General features: G+C 47.9%; 20 protein-coding genes. 12 read left to right on the top strand and 8 right to left on the bottom strand.

The annotated features are described in order from the left end of the window. Positions 1-2 precede the first annotated feature (2 nt). Entirely contained in the window at positions 3-1013 is a 1011-nt protein-coding gene (locus AD944_RS11400; RefSeq protein ID WP_045542056.1) for a DUF2806 domain-containing protein, read from the top strand. A 32-nt stretch (positions 1014-1045) separates the two neighbouring features. On the opposite strand, the gene AD944_RS11395 is transcribed toward AD944_RS11400, so the two are convergent. Next, positions 1046-1654, bottom strand: a complete 609-nt coding sequence (locus AD944_RS11395) for a recombinase family protein (RefSeq protein WP_045542055.1) — start codon at positions 1652-1654, stop codon at positions 1046-1048. 26 nt (positions 1655-1680) lie between these two features. Here AD944_RS11395 and AD944_RS16815 point away from each other — a divergent pair, with 26 nt between their 5' ends. Further along, a complete protein-coding gene (locus AD944_RS16815) occupies positions 1681-1836 on the top strand; it encodes a hypothetical protein (RefSeq protein WP_156477258.1) in 156 nt (51 codons plus the stop codon). Positions 1837-1842: 6 nt separating this feature from the next. On the opposite strand, the gene AD944_RS11390 is transcribed toward AD944_RS16815, so the two are convergent. Further along, positions 1843-2058, bottom strand: coding sequence for a hypothetical protein (locus AD944_RS11390; RefSeq protein ID WP_061474861.1), 216 nt, complete (start codon positions 2056-2058; stop codon positions 1843-1845). A gap of 111 nt (positions 2059-2169) precedes the next feature. Between AD944_RS11390 and AD944_RS11385 the strand changes: the two genes are divergently transcribed. Further along, positions 2170-2490, top strand: a complete 321-nt coding sequence (locus AD944_RS11385; protein ID WP_061474859.1) for a hypothetical protein — start codon at positions 2170-2172, stop codon at positions 2488-2490. A 687-nt stretch (positions 2491-3177) separates the two neighbouring features. Next, the gene (locus AD944_RS11380; RefSeq protein WP_146881216.1) at positions 3178-3939 is read left to right on the top strand and encodes a hypothetical protein; all 762 of its coding nucleotides are present in this window, start codon (positions 3178-3180) and stop codon (positions 3937-3939) included. Positions 3940-3956: 17 nt separating this feature from the next. Here the strand turns inward: AD944_RS11380 and AD944_RS11375 are convergent, their stop codons facing one another. Then, positions 3957-4211 carry a hypothetical protein gene (locus tag AD944_RS11375; RefSeq protein WP_045541447.1) on the bottom strand — a complete coding sequence of 85 codons (255 nt, stop codon included), beginning with the start codon at positions 4209-4211 and terminating at the stop codon, positions 3957-3959. Positions 4212-4478: 267 nt separating this feature from the next. Between AD944_RS11375 and mobC the strand changes: the two genes are divergently transcribed. Together mobC and AD944_RS11365 are read left to right on the top strand one after the other, a co-directional pair. Then, positions 4479-4823: a plasmid mobilization relaxosome protein MobC gene (mobC, locus tag AD944_RS17730; protein WP_045541448.1), complete on the top strand. Its 345-nt coding sequence runs from the start codon at positions 4479-4481 to the stop codon at positions 4821-4823. Between the two features lie 29 nt (positions 4824-4852). Continuing rightward, positions 4853-6556: a hypothetical protein gene (locus AD944_RS11365; RefSeq protein WP_145912766.1), complete on the top strand. Its 1704-nt coding sequence runs from the start codon at positions 4853-4855 to the stop codon at positions 6554-6556. On the opposite strand, the gene AD944_RS11360 is transcribed toward AD944_RS11365, so the two are convergent. The 3 genes from AD944_RS11360 to AD944_RS11350 all read right to left on the bottom strand — a co-directional run bounded on the left by AD944_RS11360 (position 6553) and on the right by AD944_RS11350 (position 9895). Next, entirely contained in the window at positions 6553-7005 is a 453-nt protein-coding gene (locus AD944_RS11360; protein ID WP_061474857.1) for a hypothetical protein, read from the bottom strand. The genes AD944_RS11365 and AD944_RS11360 overlap by 4 nt on opposite strands. Positions 7006-7233: 228 nt before the next feature. After that, positions 7234-8574 (bottom strand): replication endonuclease, encoded by a 1341-nt coding sequence (locus AD944_RS11355; protein ID WP_045541451.1) that lies wholly within the window; start codon positions 8572-8574, stop codon positions 7234-7236. A gap of 148 nt (positions 8575-8722) precedes the next feature. Further along, complete coding sequence (locus AD944_RS11350) at positions 8723-9895, bottom strand: site-specific integrase (RefSeq protein ID WP_169794902.1); 1173 nt, start codon at positions 9893-9895, stop codon at positions 8723-8725. Between the two features lie 1069 nt (positions 9896-10964). Between AD944_RS11350 and AD944_RS11345 the strand changes: the two genes are divergently transcribed. Further along, positions 10965-12251, top strand: a complete 1287-nt coding sequence (locus tag AD944_RS11345; protein ID WP_052427081.1) for a restriction endonuclease — start codon at positions 10965-10967, stop codon at positions 12249-12251. A 578-nt stretch (positions 12252-12829) separates the two neighbouring features. Then, positions 12830-14047 (top strand): cation:proton antiporter, encoded by a 1218-nt coding sequence (locus AD944_RS11340; RefSeq protein ID WP_035377473.1) that lies wholly within the window; start codon positions 12830-12832, stop codon positions 14045-14047. Positions 14048-14270: 223 nt separating this feature from the next. Here AD944_RS11340 and gabT read toward each other — a convergent pair whose 3' ends face one another. Together gabT and AD944_RS11330 are read right to left on the bottom strand one after the other, a co-directional pair. After that, the gene (gabT, locus tag AD944_RS11335; protein WP_045541453.1) at positions 14271-15551 is read right to left on the bottom strand and encodes a 4-aminobutyrate--2-oxoglutarate transaminase; all 1281 of its coding nucleotides are present in this window, start codon (positions 15549-15551) and stop codon (positions 14271-14273) included. 196 nt (positions 15552-15747) lie between these two features. After that, positions 15748-16689, bottom strand: coding sequence for a LysR substrate-binding domain-containing protein (locus AD944_RS11330; protein ID WP_045541454.1), 942 nt, complete (start codon positions 16687-16689; stop codon positions 15748-15750). A gap of 502 nt (positions 16690-17191) precedes the next feature. On the opposite strand from AD944_RS11330, the gene AD944_RS17590 reads away from it, so the two are divergent. The 4 genes from AD944_RS17590 (at position 17192) to AD944_RS11315 (ending at position 20302) form a co-directional block, all read left to right on the top strand. Next, complete coding sequence (locus tag AD944_RS17590) at positions 17192-17323, top strand: hypothetical protein (protein WP_254907078.1); 132 nt, start codon at positions 17192-17194, stop codon at positions 17321-17323. A 245-nt stretch (positions 17324-17568) separates the two neighbouring features. Continuing rightward, positions 17569-18123 (top strand): DUF1643 domain-containing protein, encoded by a 555-nt coding sequence (locus tag AD944_RS11325; protein WP_045541455.1) that lies wholly within the window; start codon positions 17569-17571, stop codon positions 18121-18123. Between the two features lie 326 nt (positions 18124-18449). Next, positions 18450-19745: an aminopeptidase gene (locus AD944_RS11320; protein ID WP_045541456.1), complete on the top strand. Its 1296-nt coding sequence runs from the start codon at positions 18450-18452 to the stop codon at positions 19743-19745. A gap of 17 nt (positions 19746-19762) precedes the next feature. Further along, a complete protein-coding gene (locus AD944_RS11315; protein ID WP_045541460.1) occupies positions 19763-20302 on the top strand; it encodes a hypothetical protein in 540 nt (179 codons plus the stop codon). Positions 20303-20507: the final 205 nt, after the last annotated feature.

Here is a 20507-nt window from a genome sequence, read left to right as displayed (position 1 = left end):
TCATGTCCGAGAAAAAAGAAAAGCTGGCGGGTAACGGTGCTGTTGTGTCTGGAGGTATCGGAGCAAGCGCACTCTGGTTTCTGGATCAGGGACATCCATTAATTGCAGTTATGTCCGGTTTATGGGCCTATAAGCCAGTCAGAGAAGGCATATCCCGTCTTATATCTGGTTCCTTTGATTTGCCAGAAGCTTGGTTACATAACAAAAAACTTATGATTGAGGCGCAGGGGGCGTCAGAGCGTCAGGTTGTCCAAAAATTTACGGACGAAGCGGGCAAAGCGGTCTCAGAAAGTCCATCTCTAAAAATTAGAGCGGAATCTTACGCGGAAACTATTGTTGAGAAGAAACAGGCGACACGAGAAAATATAGCCAGAAAAACACTGGAGCATCTTTCTGACGGGGGTGTTCCTGAAGAAGCTTCCACGCCATCTGAAGATTTCATGCGATCATTTGAAGGTGTTGCTGAGAAGGCATCGTCTGAAGAACTTCAAGACATGATGGCAAGGATACTGGCGGGCGAAATCAGGAAGCCAGGGAGTGTTTCTCGCATTGCACTCTCAATCGCAGATGTTCTGGATAAAAATATCATTGAATCAATGCTTTTTATAAAGCCCTACCTGATTTCAAGTAACTGGGTTTGTACGGATTCTTTATCGCACGATCAACTCCTATCCCATGCCAATCTGTTGTCCTCTGTGCGGATAACGACCGAAATGGGGCCGAGGAGTTTTGGCTTTCTTGAGGCTGGTTATGCGGTTCACGCTTATGCGAGCGGTGCAATTCTGATCAAGCTGAAAGATAAACAAAGCGCTTTTAAATTTACTCCGCAAGCTGATGGATTCAATCTTTCTATTCCAGGAAGGGAGTTAATGTCTCTTATTCCTGATCAAAATACGGTTTCCATTGAAGCTATCGCCGAAAATTATAGAAAAAATGAGTTTATAGGAGATATCCTTGTCGGAACAATAGAGACCATAGATGGCCAATCAAGATTCGTGCCAAAGTCGTTATAACATAGTAGCTTTATATATGTGACGCAGTAGCGTCACATGACTGGCCGGGATGAAGCTGACACACCTGCTTCTGTCAAAACTCTGTGGATAGTGGCTCTACCTACGCGGTGGATTTTTGCCAGTTGACTGATTGTTTTCCCGGTAAGAAAAGCTGAGACGACTTCCTGCCTTGCGTAAGGGTTCAAAGCCTTCCGCCTTCCAATGCGTCCACCATTTGCCACCGCTGTTGCAATTCCTGCGGTCACTCTTTCGCGGATATTTTCGCGTTCCAATTCCGCACACGCACCCAGGATAGTGAGTAGGAAGCTACCAAACTTGCCAGACGTGTCGATACCGTCTTGCAGGCTTCTGATATTAACGCCCTTGCTTTTCAGATTTTCCGCGAGTTCCAGAAGGTTCCTTGTTGACCTTCCCAGTCTGTCGAGTTTCCAGACCAGAACAGTATCACCATCCTGCACATGGCTCAGAAGTTCATCTAATCCCGGTCTGCTTGCTGTTGTCCCGCTTATTCTGTCTTCATAGATGTTGCGGGCATCCACACCAGCGGACAGCAAAGCATCTCTTTGCAGGTCGGTTGTTTGGACGTATTCTCCATTTTCATCTTTTTTATGGGTTGATACCCGGCAATATCCGTAAATCATTTTGACCCTCCTGAAATATGGTCAAAATGATTGTATCAATTTCGGTCACGGTTTTTGGAACGCCGGGGACGTTGGCTTCTCTTGTGTATGTAAAAATGGCGGAACTGCCCCGAATAGAACTCTATTCGGAACGGAATCGGTCTGCGGTTATTATGCTTCAGACATTACGTGCCGAAGAATAACCAATATCAGAACGTCATGGGGTATGTATCTTTTAGTATTCTCTCTATTTCTTTGATTTCGTTCTGTTCTTCATTTGTGTGAGCCTTCTGGTTTTCCAGAAGTTTCAAACGCCATATGAGATAATCAGATGTTTCATACCAAAATGAATGATATTCTTCATTGTCTGGAGTGAGTTCAATGAACTCTCTGGTTTCTGGATTGAAATCTATTATTTTAATCATATTGATAATTCTCCTATATAATTATATCAATAACAAAATATATTCATAAGAATATGCTAATATAACTCTGCTTCAGACATCGCATGTCGAAGCAGAACAGGAGTTATTACTATGGCAGATGATTTTACAGAACAAAAAATAAAGTCCGGTCGTCTGGGCGGAATTAAATCAGCACAGACGAGACGCAGAAGAGCAGAAGCAAAGCTAAATGCTTTGAAATCAGTATTCAAAGACGAGTTCGAGTTATTGTCGATAAATCAAAAGAATGAATTATGCCGTCGCATTTTCGGCAAAGGACTCGGAAACAGATTTAAAGAGTCACGAGGCAATGATTATCTGTTCAACAATCGACATGATGAACGTCACAATATCAATCCAACAGCCGAACAAATACAAGAGTGCTTAAAACATTACCGCCCGAAGCGAATTTAATCTATATTTATCAATAGATTAAGTATATAAGTCGGCCCTATAATATGGCTGGCTTTTTTTTGTTTTCCTTTGCTTCGGATATTACCTCTTGAAGCAAAACACCCACACCCTCTCGGAGCTGTTTTTTGTATATACGTTTTCCCGTTTTTGTATATACACTCATTTAAACGCGATTTCAGCACCCAAAAGGCACCCCCTGACTTATAGTATTGCCAAAATATTTTTGCCTCTGTAATCGCATCTGAGAGCATAGTTTTCGGCGCATTTTTCAGATATTTCCGCGCAACATTACGAAAATTAAACCTGATTTTTCCCGGACAACCTGGGTGTAAAAGCACAAAAAACCGCAGAAATCAGCCAAAAATGACCAATATTTTTAGCTACCTGCCGGTATTTTGTTCCCTCGATTTTCGGCGCAATTTTGGAAAACATTACGCGCAATTTAACTTAAAAATTTGCTTTTATTTGCATAATGCAAACGAAAAACAGATATGCGTATATTGCATATCTGATATGTTATATATTAATATCTGTTATTTATTTTGTGTCACACGAAAATATAGAATTATGTGTATCACGAAAATATATGTCATTTTATTCTGATATATTTGCTATAATATAAGTAATTATAAGGATATATTTGAAATGACACCCAATGTATTAAATAGAATGAGACGAAGAGAAAGCATGACTGATGAAGATAGAACTGAAAAGTCATTTAATCTCGTTGCTGATTCTTTCTTATCTGAGATGACACGAGAGATTAACAAGCCTCATCCGACGATTAAAGCCAAAGATTTAGACATGGAAAAAATCAGGCACGATATTTTCAACACTGTTAATCCCGCTACTGAGAAGCTGAACGCTTTTAAGAAGCAACGTGCTGAGCTTGAGCAGAGCATTAATGAGCAACGCATGGAGCGTATGAAGAAATGGCAGGAAATGGCTGTTCCTGGGGAGGTTCCGGTTCCGCCTGAACTTGTCGAAGCAATGAAAAAAGTATCAGCGCAAATTTTAGAATGCTGTCGGTTCATTGCGGACAATATTCTTCATGCTTTTGGTCTTGTTGGTTCTGTTTCTCCTTATCGTCCAATGCTTACTGACGACCAGATAAGAGAGCTTGAAATTGATTATGAGCAAAATGAACTCATGCAAGTCATTAATTCAGACGGTTCGCTCAGGGACAATTTAGAAACTGCTATTGTCATGTGTAACGAGAGGCGGAAAAATGAACTCAGTGAATGGGAAAACCGCCCGGAAGCCCTTGATGCTCGTGACTGCGTTCGCAAATTCAAAGCGATCATGTCATCTGATAAATCTGATAGCTTTAAAAAGAAAGTATCGACTATCGACAGGAATCAATTAAAAGACATGCTCGATAAAATTGATGTTGCGCCTGACGGCAACATCATTCAGAAACAGAAATCATCAAAAGATATGACGATGTAAACTATACGGATGCACTATTATACGAGCGCATCCCAGAAGGCTTCATTCTCTCGGTCTCTTGCGTCAGCCTCAGCCAGTTTCCGAGATTTCATGGCTTCATATTCAGCACGTCTTGTTCCCGTCAATCCCTGTGCCTGACGGTCGATATCTTCGTTTAACTTATTAAAAAGCTGTCTGTGCGACGTAGCAGAGCAGGCATCACGATATGACTGAATGCGGTCAGCCCGTTCTTTTTCTATTTCTGCAATTCTGTTGAGAATGTAAGCACTCATTTTTATTGCTCCGGTATATGTTCTATTATATACCACAAAGAGCCTTCCGTGTCAATATTTATACCGTTGTTATACCGGTATGGCACCGGTATAAATTCCCTATATTACATCATGTATGTCTGTTTAATTCATTGGTATGTGAAAACAGTATTATAATAATGCCAGAGGTGGCATCCGGCTACCCCTTTCAGGGTTATCCAATGCCATCTGGCCAGGGTTGCACCCGTGGACCCGCTTTTAGAATTCTACAATTTGAGGATAATTATTATGAAGCCGAATTTGAACAGAACACAAACAAGATTATCAGTCCGTGCCTCACGAGATGAATTACAATCATGGAACTCATCAGCCCGTCAGGCCGGATATAAGACGCTTGCAAACTACTTTCGCAGTCTGATGAATTCTGAGCCGATGTTGAGCCGGGATAAGATTTCGTTACTCACGGAATTGAAATCAACAAGAGAAGAAGTCAGTCGGGTAGGCAACAATCTGAATCAGATTGCCCATCGTCTGAATGGTGGTCAGGGCTACAATGATGCGAATGACAACATGAAACAATGTCTGAAAATTCTGTCTGACATTGATAGCATGATTGCGACTATCCGCCGGTAGTTTTTTCTATGATAGTGAAGTCAGCACGATTGAAAACATCAAGCCAAGGCATGTCATCGACCTGTAGGCATGTTTTTCATGGTTCTGACAATGAGAATATAGAGGTTCTTCAAGGTTCTGAATTTGATGTCCGGTCTGAACTCGGTAGAGCTAAAGCAGTCGGTTCTCAGTATGCGGTTCGACATGTAAAAATATCATCATATGAGGATATGACCGACCAGCAGGCACTTGAAGTCGTGCGGATGTATGCAAATGAATTCAGAACCGACCCTGCTACAGCGACCATTGTAAAACACACAAAGCAACGAGCAGATAGAAAGGCATCACATCAGCATTATCACGCATATTTCCCGGAAGTGATGTCCAATGGAAAAATATTAGATTCATCATTTTCTAAAATACGTGAAGAGAAAATTGCTCGAATTGCTGAGATTGATTTCGGCCATGCTCCTGTTGTCGGAAAGCATAACGCATCGGTCATTAAAGATTTAGAAAAATCTGGTCAGAAATCGTATGCTGATACTATTCGAAAAAACACACCATCATTGGACCCAAAAGAGGCACCTGATTCATCATATTCTGAAAAGCAGTTCAGACGTTCGAAAGTTAGGGGCATCAATCTGAATGAGGTTCGACAGACATTAAAAGACCTGCGTATATCGTCTGAATCATTCGGCCAGATGATTGAACAGCTTGACGACATGGGTCTTCATATCAAAAAGGGGGACAAGGCCAACACATATATTATTGTGACTCACGATAAACATATTCTTGGGTCTGCTAATCGTCTTTTCAATATGAAAAAGCAGGAATTCAGTCAGCAGTATGAATTCCATATGAATGGCCAGAATACGAAACGGGAGCCAGTTCATGGGCTTCAGCATGTAACGTCTGAAGCGAAAAAATCCCCGGAGAAGTCTGCACAGTCCGTTTCCGCTGATAGTTCGGCAAATACCCGCCATGACCAGACACGGCCATCAGAACCCCGGAAACCGGCTCCTGCCCCTGTTATCGGCGGTCATGTTCATGCTGATCTGGCGAAAGATGCCAGCCAGACAACGGACGCGATGTCTGCGGATGAGAAAATGGCGGTTAACAGCCAGAATTCCGATAGAATTCAAGCGCGTCAGACGATACAGCAGGCTCTTGCATCTCAGGAAGAATTTCACAAAAAACTGGCGGAGCTTGAACAGAAATTCATGGCCTGCTGGCGTCATATTAAACCAGAGCCATTTCCGGATGAGAAAGACAGAAACCCTATCATCGTTCGTGAGAAACATGAAAACCGCCTGAGACCGCTCAGGAACAAATATCACGAGGAAAAAGCTTTATGGTTTAATGGTTCATCGACGAGAAAAGCATTATCTGAATTCAATGATGCACTTAAAAATCTACGTTACGATTTTAAGAATCTCGATATTCTGAACAATGACGATCATTTTAATTATTCTCTGAATCATATGGCTGATTTGTATGTTTCGGGGCGTGAAAGAACGCGAAAAGAATGGGCTGAAGACCTGTCTGTCCAGAGCTATATCAAAGCGAAAAAAGATTTTTCTGAGTTGTTTGATTATATAAAGGAAACTCAGAATACAGAGCTATTGCAGACAGCTTTGACAAATCCTGTCTATGCACTGCAAAAAATGAAAGATATGAAAGAATTTCAACAGAAACAGACAGCCACAATGTATAAAAATACCGGTCCGGCTGTCAGATTGTCGCGTGATATTTAATGATTTTTCATTCTTAATATTTTCAAGGATGCTATGGCGTTGGCGGATACAAGAGATGCTATTGCGATAAACTTGATAAGACCTTTTGATGATTCTATGGTTCTTCCTATTTGTTCAAATCTATCCTGTAACGTTTTCTTTTCGACGTAGTTGTCGTAGAAATAACGCATTAACATTTCTTTTTTTAAATCTTCATATGTAATGTTTTTATCCCTGAAATAGTTTGTGTAGTAAGATTTCTGCTTGTTGAGATATTTGTTAATTTCATCTCTTACGTTTGGAGAGAATACAGAAATTCTATCATCATCTTTTATGTCGCTCTTATTATCGTCATCATCATCATCATCGTCGTTATAAATCGACTTATAATGACTATCGGAATCATCGTCAGTCACTTCAAATTTTGGTTCTTCAAAATCATCATTTTTATTAATAGGATTTTTTGTCATTGTAATAACTCCTGTAACAACTGGAATTATTATATCTGATATCCCGCCGGATTTCCGGCAGGTTTCCTTATGATTCTGATTTGATTGTATTTTTTCAGCTTAATCATTATCATTGATTTTCATAAGATTCCGCACCTGTCGCATATGTTTGATTATTTTTGTGCCAATCTGCTGAAATTATCGCTATGATGTGTCTGCATGTGACTGATTAAGCTGTTTCCCCCTCTGTCATGGAGGGGGTTGGCCTCTGCTTTTGATGCATTCCCAACAGAAGAAGACCGCATTCTTACTATCTTGGTTACTATATAAATAAATATAACCATATTCCCAAACATAACTTCTTTTCTTCCTGTTTTTCCGTGGTTTTTCGACTTTGAATACTGATTTTTCAGGGTTCAGATATTCCCACATTCCAATTAGATACACGTATGCATCTGCAAAATCTGTCCGGCTGATATCTGTCTGCTTATCGGCAAGCTGGTTAATTCGTGAATCACGAAAACCACGAATACAAAACAGGGTGTAACCGGGAATATGACTCACATAATCGTCAGTCGAAGTTTTTCGAATAAGTTTGCGGAACATCCATATGCGATCATCTGACAGATATGACAGCGATTTATTGCCGTAATCCCCTGTATATAACGAGTGCCAGACCTTTTTAATATCCCGTCTTAATCCGATAAATCCAATTCTTACATTTGGTTCCCCGTGGTCTTTGAAGAGATATCTTAAACATCCATCGAAGTTCCATATGCTTTGGTTGATCGACGAATTTTGTTCGTATCTTTCTTCTTCATTCTGAAAATATTTGAAAAATATCTGATTCAGACGTTCTCTATCTCGATTGTTCACATAGTAAATTATATGAAGGTGCTGTGTTTCATCTTTATGCCCGTGAACCTTATAGATGCCGAGCAATGTGATGCCCTGCCGGTCAGCATCCTTTTTTATGCTGTTTAATCTGCGGTTGATTTCATTGTTTGCAGTCTCGAATGTGCTTTTATGAAACCGTGGCGGTAATGTGAGTGATATAAAATAACCGCTATCACCTTGCGAGGGCGTCAACCATAGGAGCCGGGCGGATTGGTCCAGACATTGAGATATAGCCCAATCGCGTGCGTAAGCCTGCTTTTGTTTCCGTTCGAGGGAATCCAGAACATTGACACCGTTGAATTTTAATCTGCGATAATGATCCCGGCGGTCGTTATCAAAACGCTGTTGAACCTTATCTTCATCAATTAAAAGGCCCAGGGCTTTCCTGAGATTTGTGCGTGCTCGGTTTGCTTTTCTGGTTAATCTGCCTCCTGTGATTCGTTGAATCTCTAATAATTTTAAGTATGAATATGATACGAGTTCGAACGATTCCACAATCTCCCGGCGTAGCCTTGGCAACATTCTGACGACAGCATCAGCCCATATCTCAGGGTTACAATCATCGTTTAATCGGCTGTTTTCTGCTATTTTCTGATAAAGCTTGTAGCGATAGAAGGGTATGAGAGTGGCTAAAATGTCGTAAGTTGAAACGTCGATTTTATATATGTGACTCTCTAAAATATCATAATTCATAGTCTCCTTTGCCAAAGAACTTCTTGACTTAGGAGACTTGTGATATTATAAAAACATCAGAGTCTCCTTGATGTTGTTTTCTTGGTCGTTAACATTATATCATGGGAATAATAAAAAAGGCCGGTAATTTTTACCGGCTTTTTTGCGTTTACTGATTTTTTGAAATTTTAGACAATTTTTCTCGTATATCGGTTTCGGATGCGTTGACATATTTTAGCAACGTCTGAGCGGTGCGATGTCCTGACATAGACGCCAAGGCACCAATGGAAAGCCCGACATCTGCCAGTCTGGAAATGGCTTCATGTCGAATGTCGTGCAACCGCAAATCTTTGCATCCTGCTCGTTCTCTTGCTCTTGTCCATTCGTTAGACACGTCCGATTCAGACATAGAGAAAAGCCTGTCTTCATGTCGTTTGCCTTGCATTAACTGAAGAACAGAAGCTGTTGCATTTTCTGACAGATGAATAAGGCGAGGATGTCCGTTTTTCGTATCTTGTTTCTGGATTGAGTATCCTTGTTGTCCGTCCACAATTTCCCGGACTGTTGTTTCCAGAATCTCTGATTTCCTCATGCCGGTGGCAAGCGCAATGATAACGAAAGGGATGATTTCGTGTGAGCGCGGGCTATCTGATAACGCTGAGAACAGGTCATGTTCTTCTGTCCGGTTTAACCGCCGTTGTCTGGCATTTGGCGGTGGTGGCAACAGAATATCCTTCACTGGATTTTTCAGGTCAGTGATATTCCATCCGCCTTTCGTGGTAGGTTTTCGTGCTGTTTCATAGAGTGATGACAGTTGAAACAGATCGTTTCGGACAGTAGATGCCGAAGCAGGGGTGCCGTCTTTTTTCTTTCTGTTTTTCATCCAGCGGAACAGCATTTCCGGCAAAATGTCATAAAGTGACTCTTGCCCGAACTCTGAGTTTTTCCACATATTGAGTCGGTCAAACATTGATTTATGCGATTTGAATTTGTGCAATTCCTCTTCAATGTATCGGTCAACGCATGACCACAGAGGATAAGGTCTGTCTTTTCTGACTTCTGTTTCTCGTCTGATTTCGTTCCCGCGTTCATCGAATTCGACGATTTCCGCGTTCATGCCAACTTCGAACACCTCGAAGTTGGGAGTCTCGACGGTTGTAAATTTTGTGTAATCGAAAACCCGGTGCGGGTTTGCTTTACAGGCGTCTATCTCAGCCAGCACATTCCGCTCCCACATTGTCGCATCTGACTTCTTGGCAAATGAACGATTAAGGGGAGGGAACCCCTTCCTTCTGACCTGAACGAACCACATCCCGGTATCGTTTCGCTTGTAAATGCTCATAGCGTATCCAAAGTGCATCGAGATTGCATCGTTGGCGTGATTATAAAACTAACCATATGAAAAACAACATAAACGATTGGTTTGCTAAACCGTTATACGGGTTAAACTGTATCGAGGGTTCGAATCCCTTCCCCTCCGCCAATCCTCCTTTTCAAGCATAAGAAACGTAAGGCTGTATTTGCGGCTCTCTGGGCGGGTGGCGTGCCCCTTTTTTTCAGCGCGTTAGAGTGTGTTTCGCCTCTTCGGCTGGCTATCCTCATGATGTGTGGACGGCGTACCGCTCCTTCTCACTTTCTCCTGGTGGCTGATGCGCCACCCTCAAGGGTATTATTGCCCTTACCTGAGGAAGAAGATTGTTCCGTAGCGGCTTTGCTTCCCCCTGCGACCAGACTTTTTTTTTGACATGCCGTTTGGTCAGTCCCACTTTTGCACGAATAGGTCGTGGCAATAAGCGGCCTGTTTCAAGCCGGTTGGGTGTGCCCACTCCCCCCCTGATTTGAGGACGGGCTATGGGGTCAGACTGGTTCTTGTGGCGCGCCCTCAGCGGGGAAAAGGTGCAGGTGTTGAGGCTGCTATGGGGGAGCAGGCGTTTTGCCAAGTGTTTGTCACATGTGCAGATTGAAAGAGAAGCAGTCTCGCTTTTTATTGTCCGATTTCTAACAGGTAGTGACTGAGTGCCTCCAAGCTTGGAAAAGACGATAGTGAAGGCAGCATATTTCACGCCACGCCACGCCACGCCACGCCACGCCACGCCACGCCACGCCACGCCACGCCACGCCATGGTGTGAATGTGAGGAGGAGCGCTGTTTCTCCGATTCTCTTTCTCTTCCATCAGGAAAACGGCTTCTGAGGAGAGTGGAAAGTTAAGAAAGTGCTCCAGTGAGCGGCTCTTTTTCCAAGAAAAGCCGTTTTTACAAGATGTTATGCGGTTTGCGGCTTTAGTTTTTCTGTAATCTGAGCCAAAATGAACATTGAATTTACCCGATCCTGTTGCAGCCTGTGAGATAACGCCTTTTTGCGTCTCCGTTGTGCCGCACTGCGGGTTCCAAGACTGAAGGGATGCAACAAGGTGAAGATCCGGTATATCGTCAGCGTTGCCGCGCTTGTGGTAAGCCCGGCGCAAGCGGAAACGGTTTATCGGTTAACGGCCCCTACAGTTGCCTGTGCGGCTCCTGCTGCCACGCGTGATGCCAATGAGGCGATGCAGCATGGTCATGATCTCACAAAATTTGAGAAACTCTATGATTGCCACGTTATAAATGATGCCGGACAGTGGGATGAAATAGCTGAAAATGGGGACGTGCTGCTTCTGCGCAAAACACCCCCAACACCCGGCTTGCCCCCTTTGTATTTTGTCCGGCGCGCCGTCACGTCTCGTGGTGATACATCATCTGCCGAGCAGGATTTTGTTCAAACTGTTGAGTCTTTCCGGGTAGACCACCATGGCAGTAATCAGAAGTCATCTGCGTCCCGTCCGGTTCACAAGGAACAGAATGACGCGTTTGTTCCCGGCTTGGCGAGTGCTTTGCCAGAAACAGATATTTTTAAAAATACCATTCATACTTTTCGGGAAAAAATACACATCCTGTCTGAACGGATGGGATGGCAGAATGGGCTTGTAAAATTTGTTGAGTGGGGTGCCGGGTTGTATGTTCTGCTTAAAATTGGCGGAGCATATCGTCGGCGGAGAGCGTTCCGAAAGGCGCTGCAAACTGGCAAGCGGCTGATTGATAGTTTGGCTGATCGTCTTCAAATCCGGCGGAAGCAATTAGTCTTTCAGAATGCCTATGGCACCACTATTTATGATAAATGGAACAAGGAAAAATCCGACTTCATGAAGCGGGAGGTGTATGCCTGCTTCGCAAAGGCTGGGTATGAAAAATATTTTGAAAAAGCCACGCCTCTATTGCTGACATATCTAGATCAGGTTGCTTTTACAGAACCCCGCGCTGTTCCGGTTAAAAGCAGTAATCCTGATATTTATTCCCCTGACATGGATCCGTTTGATTATGAACGGTACTGTGCAAAGCTTCTTAGAAAATCAGGGTGGGAGGCAATTGTTACCTCAGAATGTGGGGATCAGGGGGCGGATATTGTCGCATCAAAAAAAGGCCTGCGCCTGGTCTTGCAGTGCAAACTTTATTCCAAAGCCGTGGGGAATGATGCTGTGCAACAGGTGGCGGCAGCCAAGCATCATTATGCAGGCCGTTTTGCAGCCGTTGTTTCAAATGCGCCTTACACCATTCCCGCGCAGCAACTGGCGAAAACAAACAAGATATTTCTGCTGCACCATGATGAATTACAGAGCTTTGTCCGGCGTTTGGAGAATTTTGCGTCAGCCCGTGTGAGGGGGTAGCTCCCGCGCGTCTTTCCTTTTCATGCAGTGCGGTTTTTGGGGGAAGGCGCACTCTCTGATCCAGCCGCACATTAGCCTATGGCGCTTTATGTGCTCCTGTTCATTATTGCAGGAGGCTTTTCGCTGGAGTTGTATGACCCGGTTTCTTTCTCAAGCCTCGTGTGTGTCAGATGGGCACAATGACGAAGGCGTGTTCTGAAGGGGGTAGGGAAATCCTCCGAGGGCAAGGGTGGAGAGACGCTTTATCGCGCAAGAGTGGATGGCGGTGATATATCCATTCCGGTCTTGGGTGGCTTTGAGGATTAAAAGAAAAATTATCTTCCCTTCTTTCCGCTCCCTTTGCTGTGTGGGTAAAGCACGAGGGATGCGGAAATTCCTCTTTTAATACAGTGAATTATAAAGATAACACGCAAAAAAACCGCAAAACGGAGTGGCGCGGCGAAGCTCAATGATACAACATGCACACTAGGTAAAAATCAACGAAATTTAGGGATAGGATGGTATTGGTTGGAAATATCAATTTATAATGATAAAAAGCAAGAAAATGTATATTTTTTAATCCGAAAGGGAGGGCAAGAATGGAAAAAATAATATCTCTTTTTGCGGATTTTGGTGTTTTTGTTCTCTTTCCGTGGGTTTTATGGCGTGTAACACGCAGAGTATTACCAATAGTTGTTCTGCCAATACTTTTGGGTATTCTGATGGCGGTCTGGCATGTGCCGGTAGAAAGCTGGGGCATTCCCTCTGTCTATGGGGATGATATCGGCTGGGTTGCCGTGCTTGTGCTCGCATTTACCGCCGGGTTGGAAATGTGGCTGAACCCCAATCATGGAGAGGGAGAGGATGCTATTCCCGCTCCTTCGCTTGGCCGGCTGCTGGGTGGCGCCGCTGTGGCGCTCGGTGGACCGTTTCTGATTGGATCTGTGGTGATCTATCAGTTTTTTCTGCCTCTTCACGGTTGGGCAGCTCCGCAAGTTTCGCCGCTGCTGGGCGCTATTTCCCTCGGGTTGTGTATTGCCGTCAGCGCGTTGCCGGTGCTGATTGGTATTGTGCGTGAGCTTGAACCCACGCATCGTGCCGTAGGCCAACTGGCCCTGAAACTGGCTGTGGTTGATGACGCCGCATTGTGGATCGGGCTGGCTATTCTCCAGTTTGTAGCCAAAGGGCCGTCCGCGTTGCATAGCTGGTCGTGGCTGGAATTTCTGGCGGTACTCATGCTGGTTGCCTTGGCATCAGCAGGAGGGTGGGCTGCGCGCCACTTCCGGCATCCGCCCCTTATTGTGATCTGGGCGGCTGTGCCCATCTACTTGGCTGCCGGATCATGGGCCAGCATGCAGCTTGGTTTGCATGAACTGATCGGGGCTTACTTTGCCGGAGCTATCATGCCGCCAAGCTGGGTACGTCGCCTGCCGGTGGAAGAAGTGGGAACCTTTGCCCTGATCTGGCTTGCTCCCATGTTCTTTGGCCATAGTGGCCTGAAAATTGATGGCGATGCCCTGACATGGCCCTCTCTGGTTGCGTCTTTGGCGCTGGTCGCAGTTTCCATTGTGACCAAGATGGGCGCGGTCTATCTTTTCCCTCCGGCGGCGGGGCTGACATCGCGCCAGAGGCTGAGTGTAGGGGCGTTGTTGCAATGTAAAGGGCTAATGGAAATTGTGGCTGCGACCATTCTTCACGCGCAAGGTATGATCTCGGAGTTCGCCTTTGCTGCTCTGATGGTGCTGGCAGTTATTTCCACCTCTCTTACAGGCCCTCTGTTCCGGCTGTTTTCCGGCAAGTCAGCAGAGCAAGCGTAAAAGCAGAAGGGGCTATGCAGCCTCTTCATCAGGCAAGGCAGAAAGACTGAGCAGGAAGGTTTTCTACCCTCTTATAATTAAGCTGCCCTCGTTATCGCTGGTTTGATTGCTGGCTTGCGGACCGTCCTGCCTGAGCGGATCTGTCTGACGCAGAGAGTTCAAAAGCAAAAAAGAGAGCCCCACGGGAGGCTCTCTTTTTTTGTCTCAAAGGAGAATGTGTCGGTCAGGCCAGTTCAACCAGAACCTGTTCAATCACATCCAGCCCTTCGTCCACCAGCGCATCGGAAGCGGTGAGCGGCGTGAGAATACGAATGGTTGCGCCCTTTACACCACAGGAGAGCAGGATCAACCCTTTTTCGCAGGCTTTGGCACAGACTTTGCTGGCAAAGCCTGCGCACTGTTCTTCTCCAGCGTGGTTTTCAAGAATATCAAACGCAATCATGGCGCCCAGTCCGCGTGCGGTGCTGACGGGGAGAATATCCTTGCGTTTGTGCCAGCCATTGATTCGTGCCTTCAGGCGTTCGCCCATGGTGTTTGCACGGTCAATCAGCTTTTCTTCTTCAATCACATCCAGCACGGCCAGCGCTGCGGCACAGGCCAGCGGTGCCCCGGCATAGGTGCCGCCCAGGCCCCCCGGCGGCACGGAATCCATCAGGTCTGCCCGTCCGATCACACCGGAAATGGGAAAGCCACCGCCCAGAGACTTGGCGACAGATACCAGATCAGGCTCAACGCCGGAGTGCTCAATGCCAAACATTTTGCCGGTGCGAGCAAAACCGGTCTGCACTTCATCCGCAATCAGCTTGATGCCGTGTTCATCGCAGAGGCTGCGGAGATGCTTCAGCAGGGCAGGCGGCGCGATGCGGAAGCCACCTTCACCCTGCACGGGTTCAATAATAATGGCGGCAACCTGCTCCGGCCCAATGTCTGACGCAAACAGGAAGTGCAGCATTTTCAGGCTGTCTTCTACTGTTACGTCTCCATCAGGGAAGGGGAGGTGATAAACCTGTCCCGGCAAGGTGCCAAACGGTGCTTTGTAGGGAAGAACCTTGCCTGTCATGGCAGAGGCCAGCAGCGTGCGGCCATGGAACCCGCCACAGAAAGCAATCACCCCGTTGCGGCCGGTGGCGGCGCGGGCAATTTTAACGGCATTTTCCGTCGCTTCCCCGCCGGTGGAGAAGAAAATGGTCTTGGCCGGGCCAGAAAAAGGCGCAAGGGCGTTCAGTTTTTCGGCCAGTTCGATGTAGGATTCGTAGGCTGAAACCTGAAACGCCGTGTGAGTGAAACGGTCAAGCTGGTCTTTGACAGCCGCCAGCACCTTGGGGTGACGATGGCCCACATTCAGCACGGCAATCCCGCCAGCAAAATCAATGTAGCGGTGGCCTTCTACGTCCCACAGTTCCGCATTCTCAGCGCGATCTGCAAAAACAGGTGTGGATGTGGCAACACCGCGTGGCACGGCATTGGCGCGGCGGGCGAGAAGATCCTTGTTGGTGATGCTCATGCCGTAAAGGCTCCTTATGGTGCAAAAAACAAAGGCCAGCATGCGGGGCCAATGTGGTCATGCTTGGTTCGTAATGGATTCATAGATGCAAGAGGAGGCGATTTTTTCTTGCCTTTCTGGTGATAAAAAAACACCAGTACGTGCCGTGCCGGAGTGCGTGATGGCGTTAAAGGGGGGCGTGTTTGAATAAGCCGCGTCAGGCAGGTGTATTGACTGTCTGTATTGCCACCTGTTCCAGTAACCATGCGCGGAAAATAGAAAGGGATTGTTTCTCCCATGCGCGTTCCGTGGCGCGCAGGACATAAGATCCCAAAGGCGTTTCCCGGAGCGGTTCCCTAGTAGGGAGGATGCGCACCAAACGGCCTGTTTCCAGATCGTCCCCCAGCAGAAAAGCATTTCCCAAGGCTATACCTTCCCCAGCCCGGGCGGCAGCAAGCGTGATATGTGCCTGCCATAACCGGCCAGCACTGGGAACATGAGAGATGTCCACGTTCTGCACGTTGAACCATAGCCGCCATTCCGCATCATCTTCTTCCTGCAAGAGGGGGGCCTGAAGCAGGTCTGTCAGTCTGGCGGGCTGACCGCCCATAGCGGCTATGCATGCCGGAGACGCCACGGGAAAAACCGGAGGGCGGGCAATAGCGACACTTCTCAAGGTGCGGAGTGCTGCGGGCGGGGCATCATCGCGTGCATAGAAAATATCCGCATGGCTATCTGTTTCTATACCGGTGCCGTGAAACGCCGTGTTGGCATCAACCGGGCGCAGCAACAGGTCAATATGCGGGTGGTTTCGCCGGAAGGCCGCAAGCCGGGGCACCAGCCAGTGATAGGCGAACCCATGCACGCACGTTACGGTCAGATGAGGTGTCTGTTGACGGATATCGGCTGTGGCACGGGCCAACCCCTCCAGGAGGGGGGCGATCTGGTTGTAATAGGTGTGCCCTGCCAGAGTCAGTTTTCCTGTCGCGCGATCGCGTAAGGTAATGCCCAGTATCTGTTCCAGATCGCGCAGATGGCGGCTGACAGCCGCGTGATCCACCCGCAGTTCTGCCGCCGCACGGCGTATCCCTCCTGTGCGGGCAAAGGCGGCAAAGGCATTCAGGGCTGCCAAAGGGGGAATGCGGTATCGCTGATCCATTACGCACTTACATGACATAGAAGAGCATGGTTCTTGGGATGAAATGCGGTGGGAAGCAAGCGGTGGGGGAGCCGTGGGTCTGGGGCCATCCGCAGGGGCTTGTCAGACTCGAATCGGGAGGTTTCTCGGAAAAAGCAGTGTGAGTGGTCTGCCTGAACCTGGCAGAATGGGTGGGCTGAAGGTTCAAAAAGAGCAAAAAACCTGATTTTTTCATCATAAAAATGTGATGATCCCCAAATAAGCAAATGCTCAAAAAATAATCAAAAAAGATGACCGAGGGTAGTCTCTTTCTACTCCTTGCATCTTTTTTAAACTACGGGTTTTCATGGTGTATAGGATATTGATACGCAATAAATGCCATCTGATTACTTTAAAAACAGCAAAAAAATTAAGTATTCATCATGCGTTTTTTCGATGGCAGGCAGCGTCTACTTTTCTGTTGTCGAGCCCGGTGGAAGTGTGGTTGTAGCCCTTCACCGAGTAAATCTAAGGAAACAGAATAATGTCTATGCAAATTGTAAATGAAATGGTTGCCGCCGTTGTGAACTTTGCCGCGGTTGCTCCTATGCTTGCTTTCCTGCCGGTTGTTGCCACGCTGATGGTTGCCACCGCTGTGTCAGACCGCGTTGCCTGAGCAGGTGGGGTTTCCTATCTGACCAGATGCACTGTCCCGGCTGCCCTATGGCAGTGCAGGGAGTGCCCGGACCGTCATTCCTGTGAGAATGACGCCAGTCCGGCATCGGTTTTGCCGCCCGTGAGGCGGTTTTTTTATGCCTGCTTGCCTACACCCAGCCTTTAAGTGGCTTTTATCAGTCTGCATTCCGGGTAAAACGGGGGCCAGCGCGCTGTGACGCTGTGTGATGACCAACCGGAAAAGCTATGACGGACCTTTTTGACGCCCATCATGTGGGGGAATCCCGCCCACTCACCTTGTCTGATGATGTTGTCAGCACCGCTACGTATGGTGGCCCGGAGCGCTGTTACCGTTATCAGCTCAAACGGGTGTGGGATGCCAGTCGTCCCTCCGTCATGTGGCTCATGATGAATCCGTCCGTTGCAACAGAGTATGGGGATGATCGTACTGTGGCCAAGTGTCAGCGTTATGCGCGGGCATGGGGGTATGGCAGTATTCTGGTGGGCAATACCTTTGCCTATCGTTGCACGGATCAGAAACGCCTGCTCGAAACGCCTGATCCGGTCGGGCCGGAGAATGATGCTGCTCTGCTGGCCATGGCGCGAGAGGCGGATATGGTGATTGCTGCGTATGGCTCGCCTCATCTCAAGGCGTTATGGGAGCGGGGGCCGGAGGTAGTGCGCATGCTTCAGCAGCACGGTATTCCGGTTTATGCCATGCGGGTGGGAGCCAATGGGCGTCCGTGTCATCCTCTTTATTTGCCCGCTGCCCTTAAGCCGGTGCTGTTGCCCGAAGCCTGAAGAGGGCTTCCTAAAGCTCGTGAAAGGTTTTTACGCGCCTTTCTCCTCTGTCTTGCCTGTCTCATCCTTTTTTCTTGAGCTCCTGCAAGCGTGTTCTCCTGCCGGGTTGAGTTTTTGCTCAGGTTCCGTCTTTGCGAAAGGGGGGCAATAACTATCCGTTTTGGGTGCGGATCACGGCTCGGAAGGCAGACGTGTGCTCTCCGGGAGTTGACGGATGACCTGCTTCAGTATCCGATCAGGGAAGAAAGGTGGCTCCCTTCACCCCTGCGGTGTGGGTGCCATAATAGGTAAAGGGAGGAGTTCCTCCCGCAGCAGGAAGGATCGGCATGTCAGACGCTGCACATAAGCAGAAAACAGGAAGCGCTGAGGTCTACGCCTCTGGCAGTGCACAACTGGACACTATGCTGGACCGTCTGGGGGAAGTCGCTGTGCGCACAGGCCTGAATGTCGCGCCAGGTCAGCAGGTGATTATCACCGCCCCCCTTGACGCTGTTCCTTTGGTCCGCCGGGTAACAGAGCACGCCTACAAAGCGGGAGCCTCGCTGGTGACCACCTTTTATTCCGATGCGGAGACCACACTGGCCCGCTACCGTTACGCGCAGGATGAAACCTTTGATACGGCGGCGGACTGGCTGGCCAAAGGCATGACGGAAGGGTTCCGCGCAGGGGCCGCACGTATGGCAATTACCGGTTCAGATCCTGCCTTGCTGGCGGGGCAGGACCCAGAGCGGATTTCCCGCGCCAGCCGTGCGGCCTCCCGCGCAAACAAACCCGCCATGGAAATTATCACCAATTTCGATGTGAACTGGAACATTGTGGCGACTGCCACCCCCGCATGGGCCACTCTTGTTTTTCCCGATCTGCCAGAAGAGCAGGCTGTTGCGCGATTGTGGCAGGCCATTTTTGAGGCGTCCCGCCTGACGGGGGCTGACCCGGTAGCGGATTGGGCTGAGCATAACGCCACCCTGCATCGGCGTGCGGCTTTCCTGAACAATGCCCGTTATGATGCCCTGCATTTTACCGGGCCGGGAACGGATCTTACCGTCGGTCTGGCAGAGGGGCATGAGTGGGCCGGGGGGGCTGAAAAAGCTGGAAACGGCGTGATCTGCAACCCCAATATTCCAACGGAAGAAGTGTTCACTACTCCTCATCGGTTGAAGGTGGACGGGTACGTGGCCAGCACCAAACCGCTTTCTCATCAGGGGTCTCTGATTGATCAGATCAGGGTGCGGTTTGAAGGCGGCAAGATTGTGGAAATGCACGCCGCCAAAGGTGAAGACGTTCTGGCCCGTGTGCTGGATACGGATGAAGGCGCACGCAGGCTTGGTGAAGTTGCGTTGGTGCCGCATTCCTCCCCCATTTCAAGCAGCGGTATCCTGTTCCAGAACACACTGTTTGATGAAAATGCTGCCAGCCACATTGCTCTTGGGCAGGCTTACACCAAATGCATGCAGGATACCGCAGGGCAGGATGAAGCGGCTCTTGCTGCACGTGGGGCCAACAGCAGCATGATCCATATCGACTGGATGATTGGTTCAGGTGACATTGATGTGGATGGACTTGATGCTCAAGGCGGGCGTGTGCCCCTGATGCGTAAGGGTGAATGGGTTATTTCTGCATAAATACGGATTTGAAAAACATGCTTACTAAAACAAAAACTGTTCTGGCTTCTGGTAAAATGATGGCTCTGGCCGCCGTTGCTTTTGTTGCAGCGGGGCAGGTTGCCGTAGCGCAGACCGCCCCGGCAGAAAATGGTCAGCAGCAGCCTGCCTTGACCGCTGAGCAGATGGCCACCATGCGGCATGATATGGATACCGCGCTGCATTACAAACTGGCTCCGGGTGTTCTGCCGCGTCTGACAAATACACTGAAAGCCATTCACGCCGCCAATCTTCAGCCGCCTGGCCATCTTGGTATGTCGCTGGATGATCAGATTGCCATGGTCAGCAAAGTGCAAGGCTTACCGCCCATTCTGAAAGCCAATGGCTTTACGCCGCGTGATTTTGTTATGAGCCTGACATGCGTGGGTCTGACAGGCAGCTTGATGAACGTGCCGCCCGGCCAGGCCTCCAGCAAGATGCCCACGCCGGAGCCTGAGAATGTTGCGCTCTTGAAGGCCAATCAAGCAGACTTACAGGCTCTGATTGGCGTTTTGCGCACGGAGCAGCCCAAGCGTTAAGTGGTAACGTTCTTTAAGACCACACTGAACGGGCTGCCGCAAGGTGGCCCGTTTTGCTATTGAACGTTCTGTTCGTGTTTCGATTAAAATGGTGCGCCGCAAGGTTCAGTAAGGCGATTCTGGGTTCGTATCATCGTTTTCAGGCGCTATAACCAATCTTACGCTGACCGTATGGATGTTTCACGTCGTCTTTGAGGGCGGAAAT

Origin of the sequence: Acetobacter tropicalis (assembly GCF_001580915.1) — a bacterium.
Lineage (GTDB): Bacteria > Pseudomonadota > Alphaproteobacteria > Acetobacterales > Acetobacteraceae > Acetobacter > Acetobacter tropicalis.
Note: the sequence above shows the minus strand (reverse complement) of the source record. Positions and strands in the feature narration are given on the sequence as shown.

What these genes read in the sequence shown, in the direction of transcription:
- AD944_RS11400 (WP_045542056.1), top strand. Translation starts at nt 3, where the DNA reads ATGTCCGAGAAAAAAGAAAAGCTGGCGGGTAACGGTGCTGTTGTGTCT.
- AD944_RS11340 (WP_035377473.1), top strand. Translation starts at nt 12,830, where the DNA reads ATGGAAAAAATAATATCTCTTTTTGCGGATTTTGGTGTTTTTGTTCTC.
- AD944_RS11325 (WP_045541455.1), top strand. Translation starts at nt 17,569, where the DNA reads ATGACGGACCTTTTTGACGCCCATCATGTGGGGGAATCCCGCCCACTC.
- AD944_RS11360 (WP_061474857.1), bottom strand. Translation starts at nt 7,005, where the DNA reads ATGACAAAAAATCCTATTAATAAAAATGATGATTTTGAAGAACCAAAA.
- AD944_RS11330 (WP_045541454.1), bottom strand. Translation starts at nt 16,689, where the DNA reads ATGGATCAGCGATACCGCATTCCCCCTTTGGCAGCCCTGAATGCCTTT.
- AD944_RS11395 (WP_045542055.1), bottom strand. Translation starts at nt 1,654, where the DNA reads ATGATTTACGGATATTGCCGGGTATCAACCCATAAAAAAGATGAAAAT.
- AD944_RS11350 (WP_169794902.1), bottom strand. Translation starts at nt 9,895, where the DNA reads ATGAGCATTTACAAGCGAAACGATACCGGGATGTGGTTCGTTCAGGTC.
- gabT (WP_045541453.1), bottom strand. Translation starts at nt 15,551, where the DNA reads ATGAGCATCACCAACAAGGATCTTCTCGCCCGCCGCGCCAATGCCGTG.
- AD944_RS11355 (WP_045541451.1), bottom strand. Translation starts at nt 8,574, where the DNA reads ATGAATTATGATATTTTAGAGAGTCACATATATAAAATCGACGTTTCA.
- AD944_RS11315 (WP_045541460.1), top strand. Translation starts at nt 19,763, where the DNA reads ATGCTTACTAAAACAAAAACTGTTCTGGCTTCTGGTAAAATGATGGCT.
- AD944_RS11375 (WP_045541447.1), bottom strand. Translation starts at nt 4,211, where the DNA reads ATGAGTGCTTACATTCTCAACAGAATTGCAGAAATAGAAAAAGAACGG.
- AD944_RS16815 (WP_156477258.1), top strand. Translation starts at nt 1,681, where the DNA reads ATGATTGTATCAATTTCGGTCACGGTTTTTGGAACGCCGGGGACGTTG.
- AD944_RS11385 (WP_061474859.1), top strand. Translation starts at nt 2,170, where the DNA reads ATGGCAGATGATTTTACAGAACAAAAAATAAAGTCCGGTCGTCTGGGC.
- AD944_RS11380 (WP_146881216.1), top strand. Translation starts at nt 3,178, where the DNA reads ATGACTGATGAAGATAGAACTGAAAAGTCATTTAATCTCGTTGCTGAT.
- AD944_RS11320 (WP_045541456.1), top strand. Translation starts at nt 18,450, where the DNA reads ATGTCAGACGCTGCACATAAGCAGAAAACAGGAAGCGCTGAGGTCTAC.
- AD944_RS17590 (WP_254907078.1), top strand. Translation starts at nt 17,192, where the DNA reads ATGTCTATGCAAATTGTAAATGAAATGGTTGCCGCCGTTGTGAACTTT.
- AD944_RS11390 (WP_061474861.1), bottom strand. Translation starts at nt 2,058, where the DNA reads ATGATTAAAATAATAGATTTCAATCCAGAAACCAGAGAGTTCATTGAA.
- mobC (WP_045541448.1), top strand. Translation starts at nt 4,479, where the DNA reads ATGAAGCCGAATTTGAACAGAACACAAACAAGATTATCAGTCCGTGCC.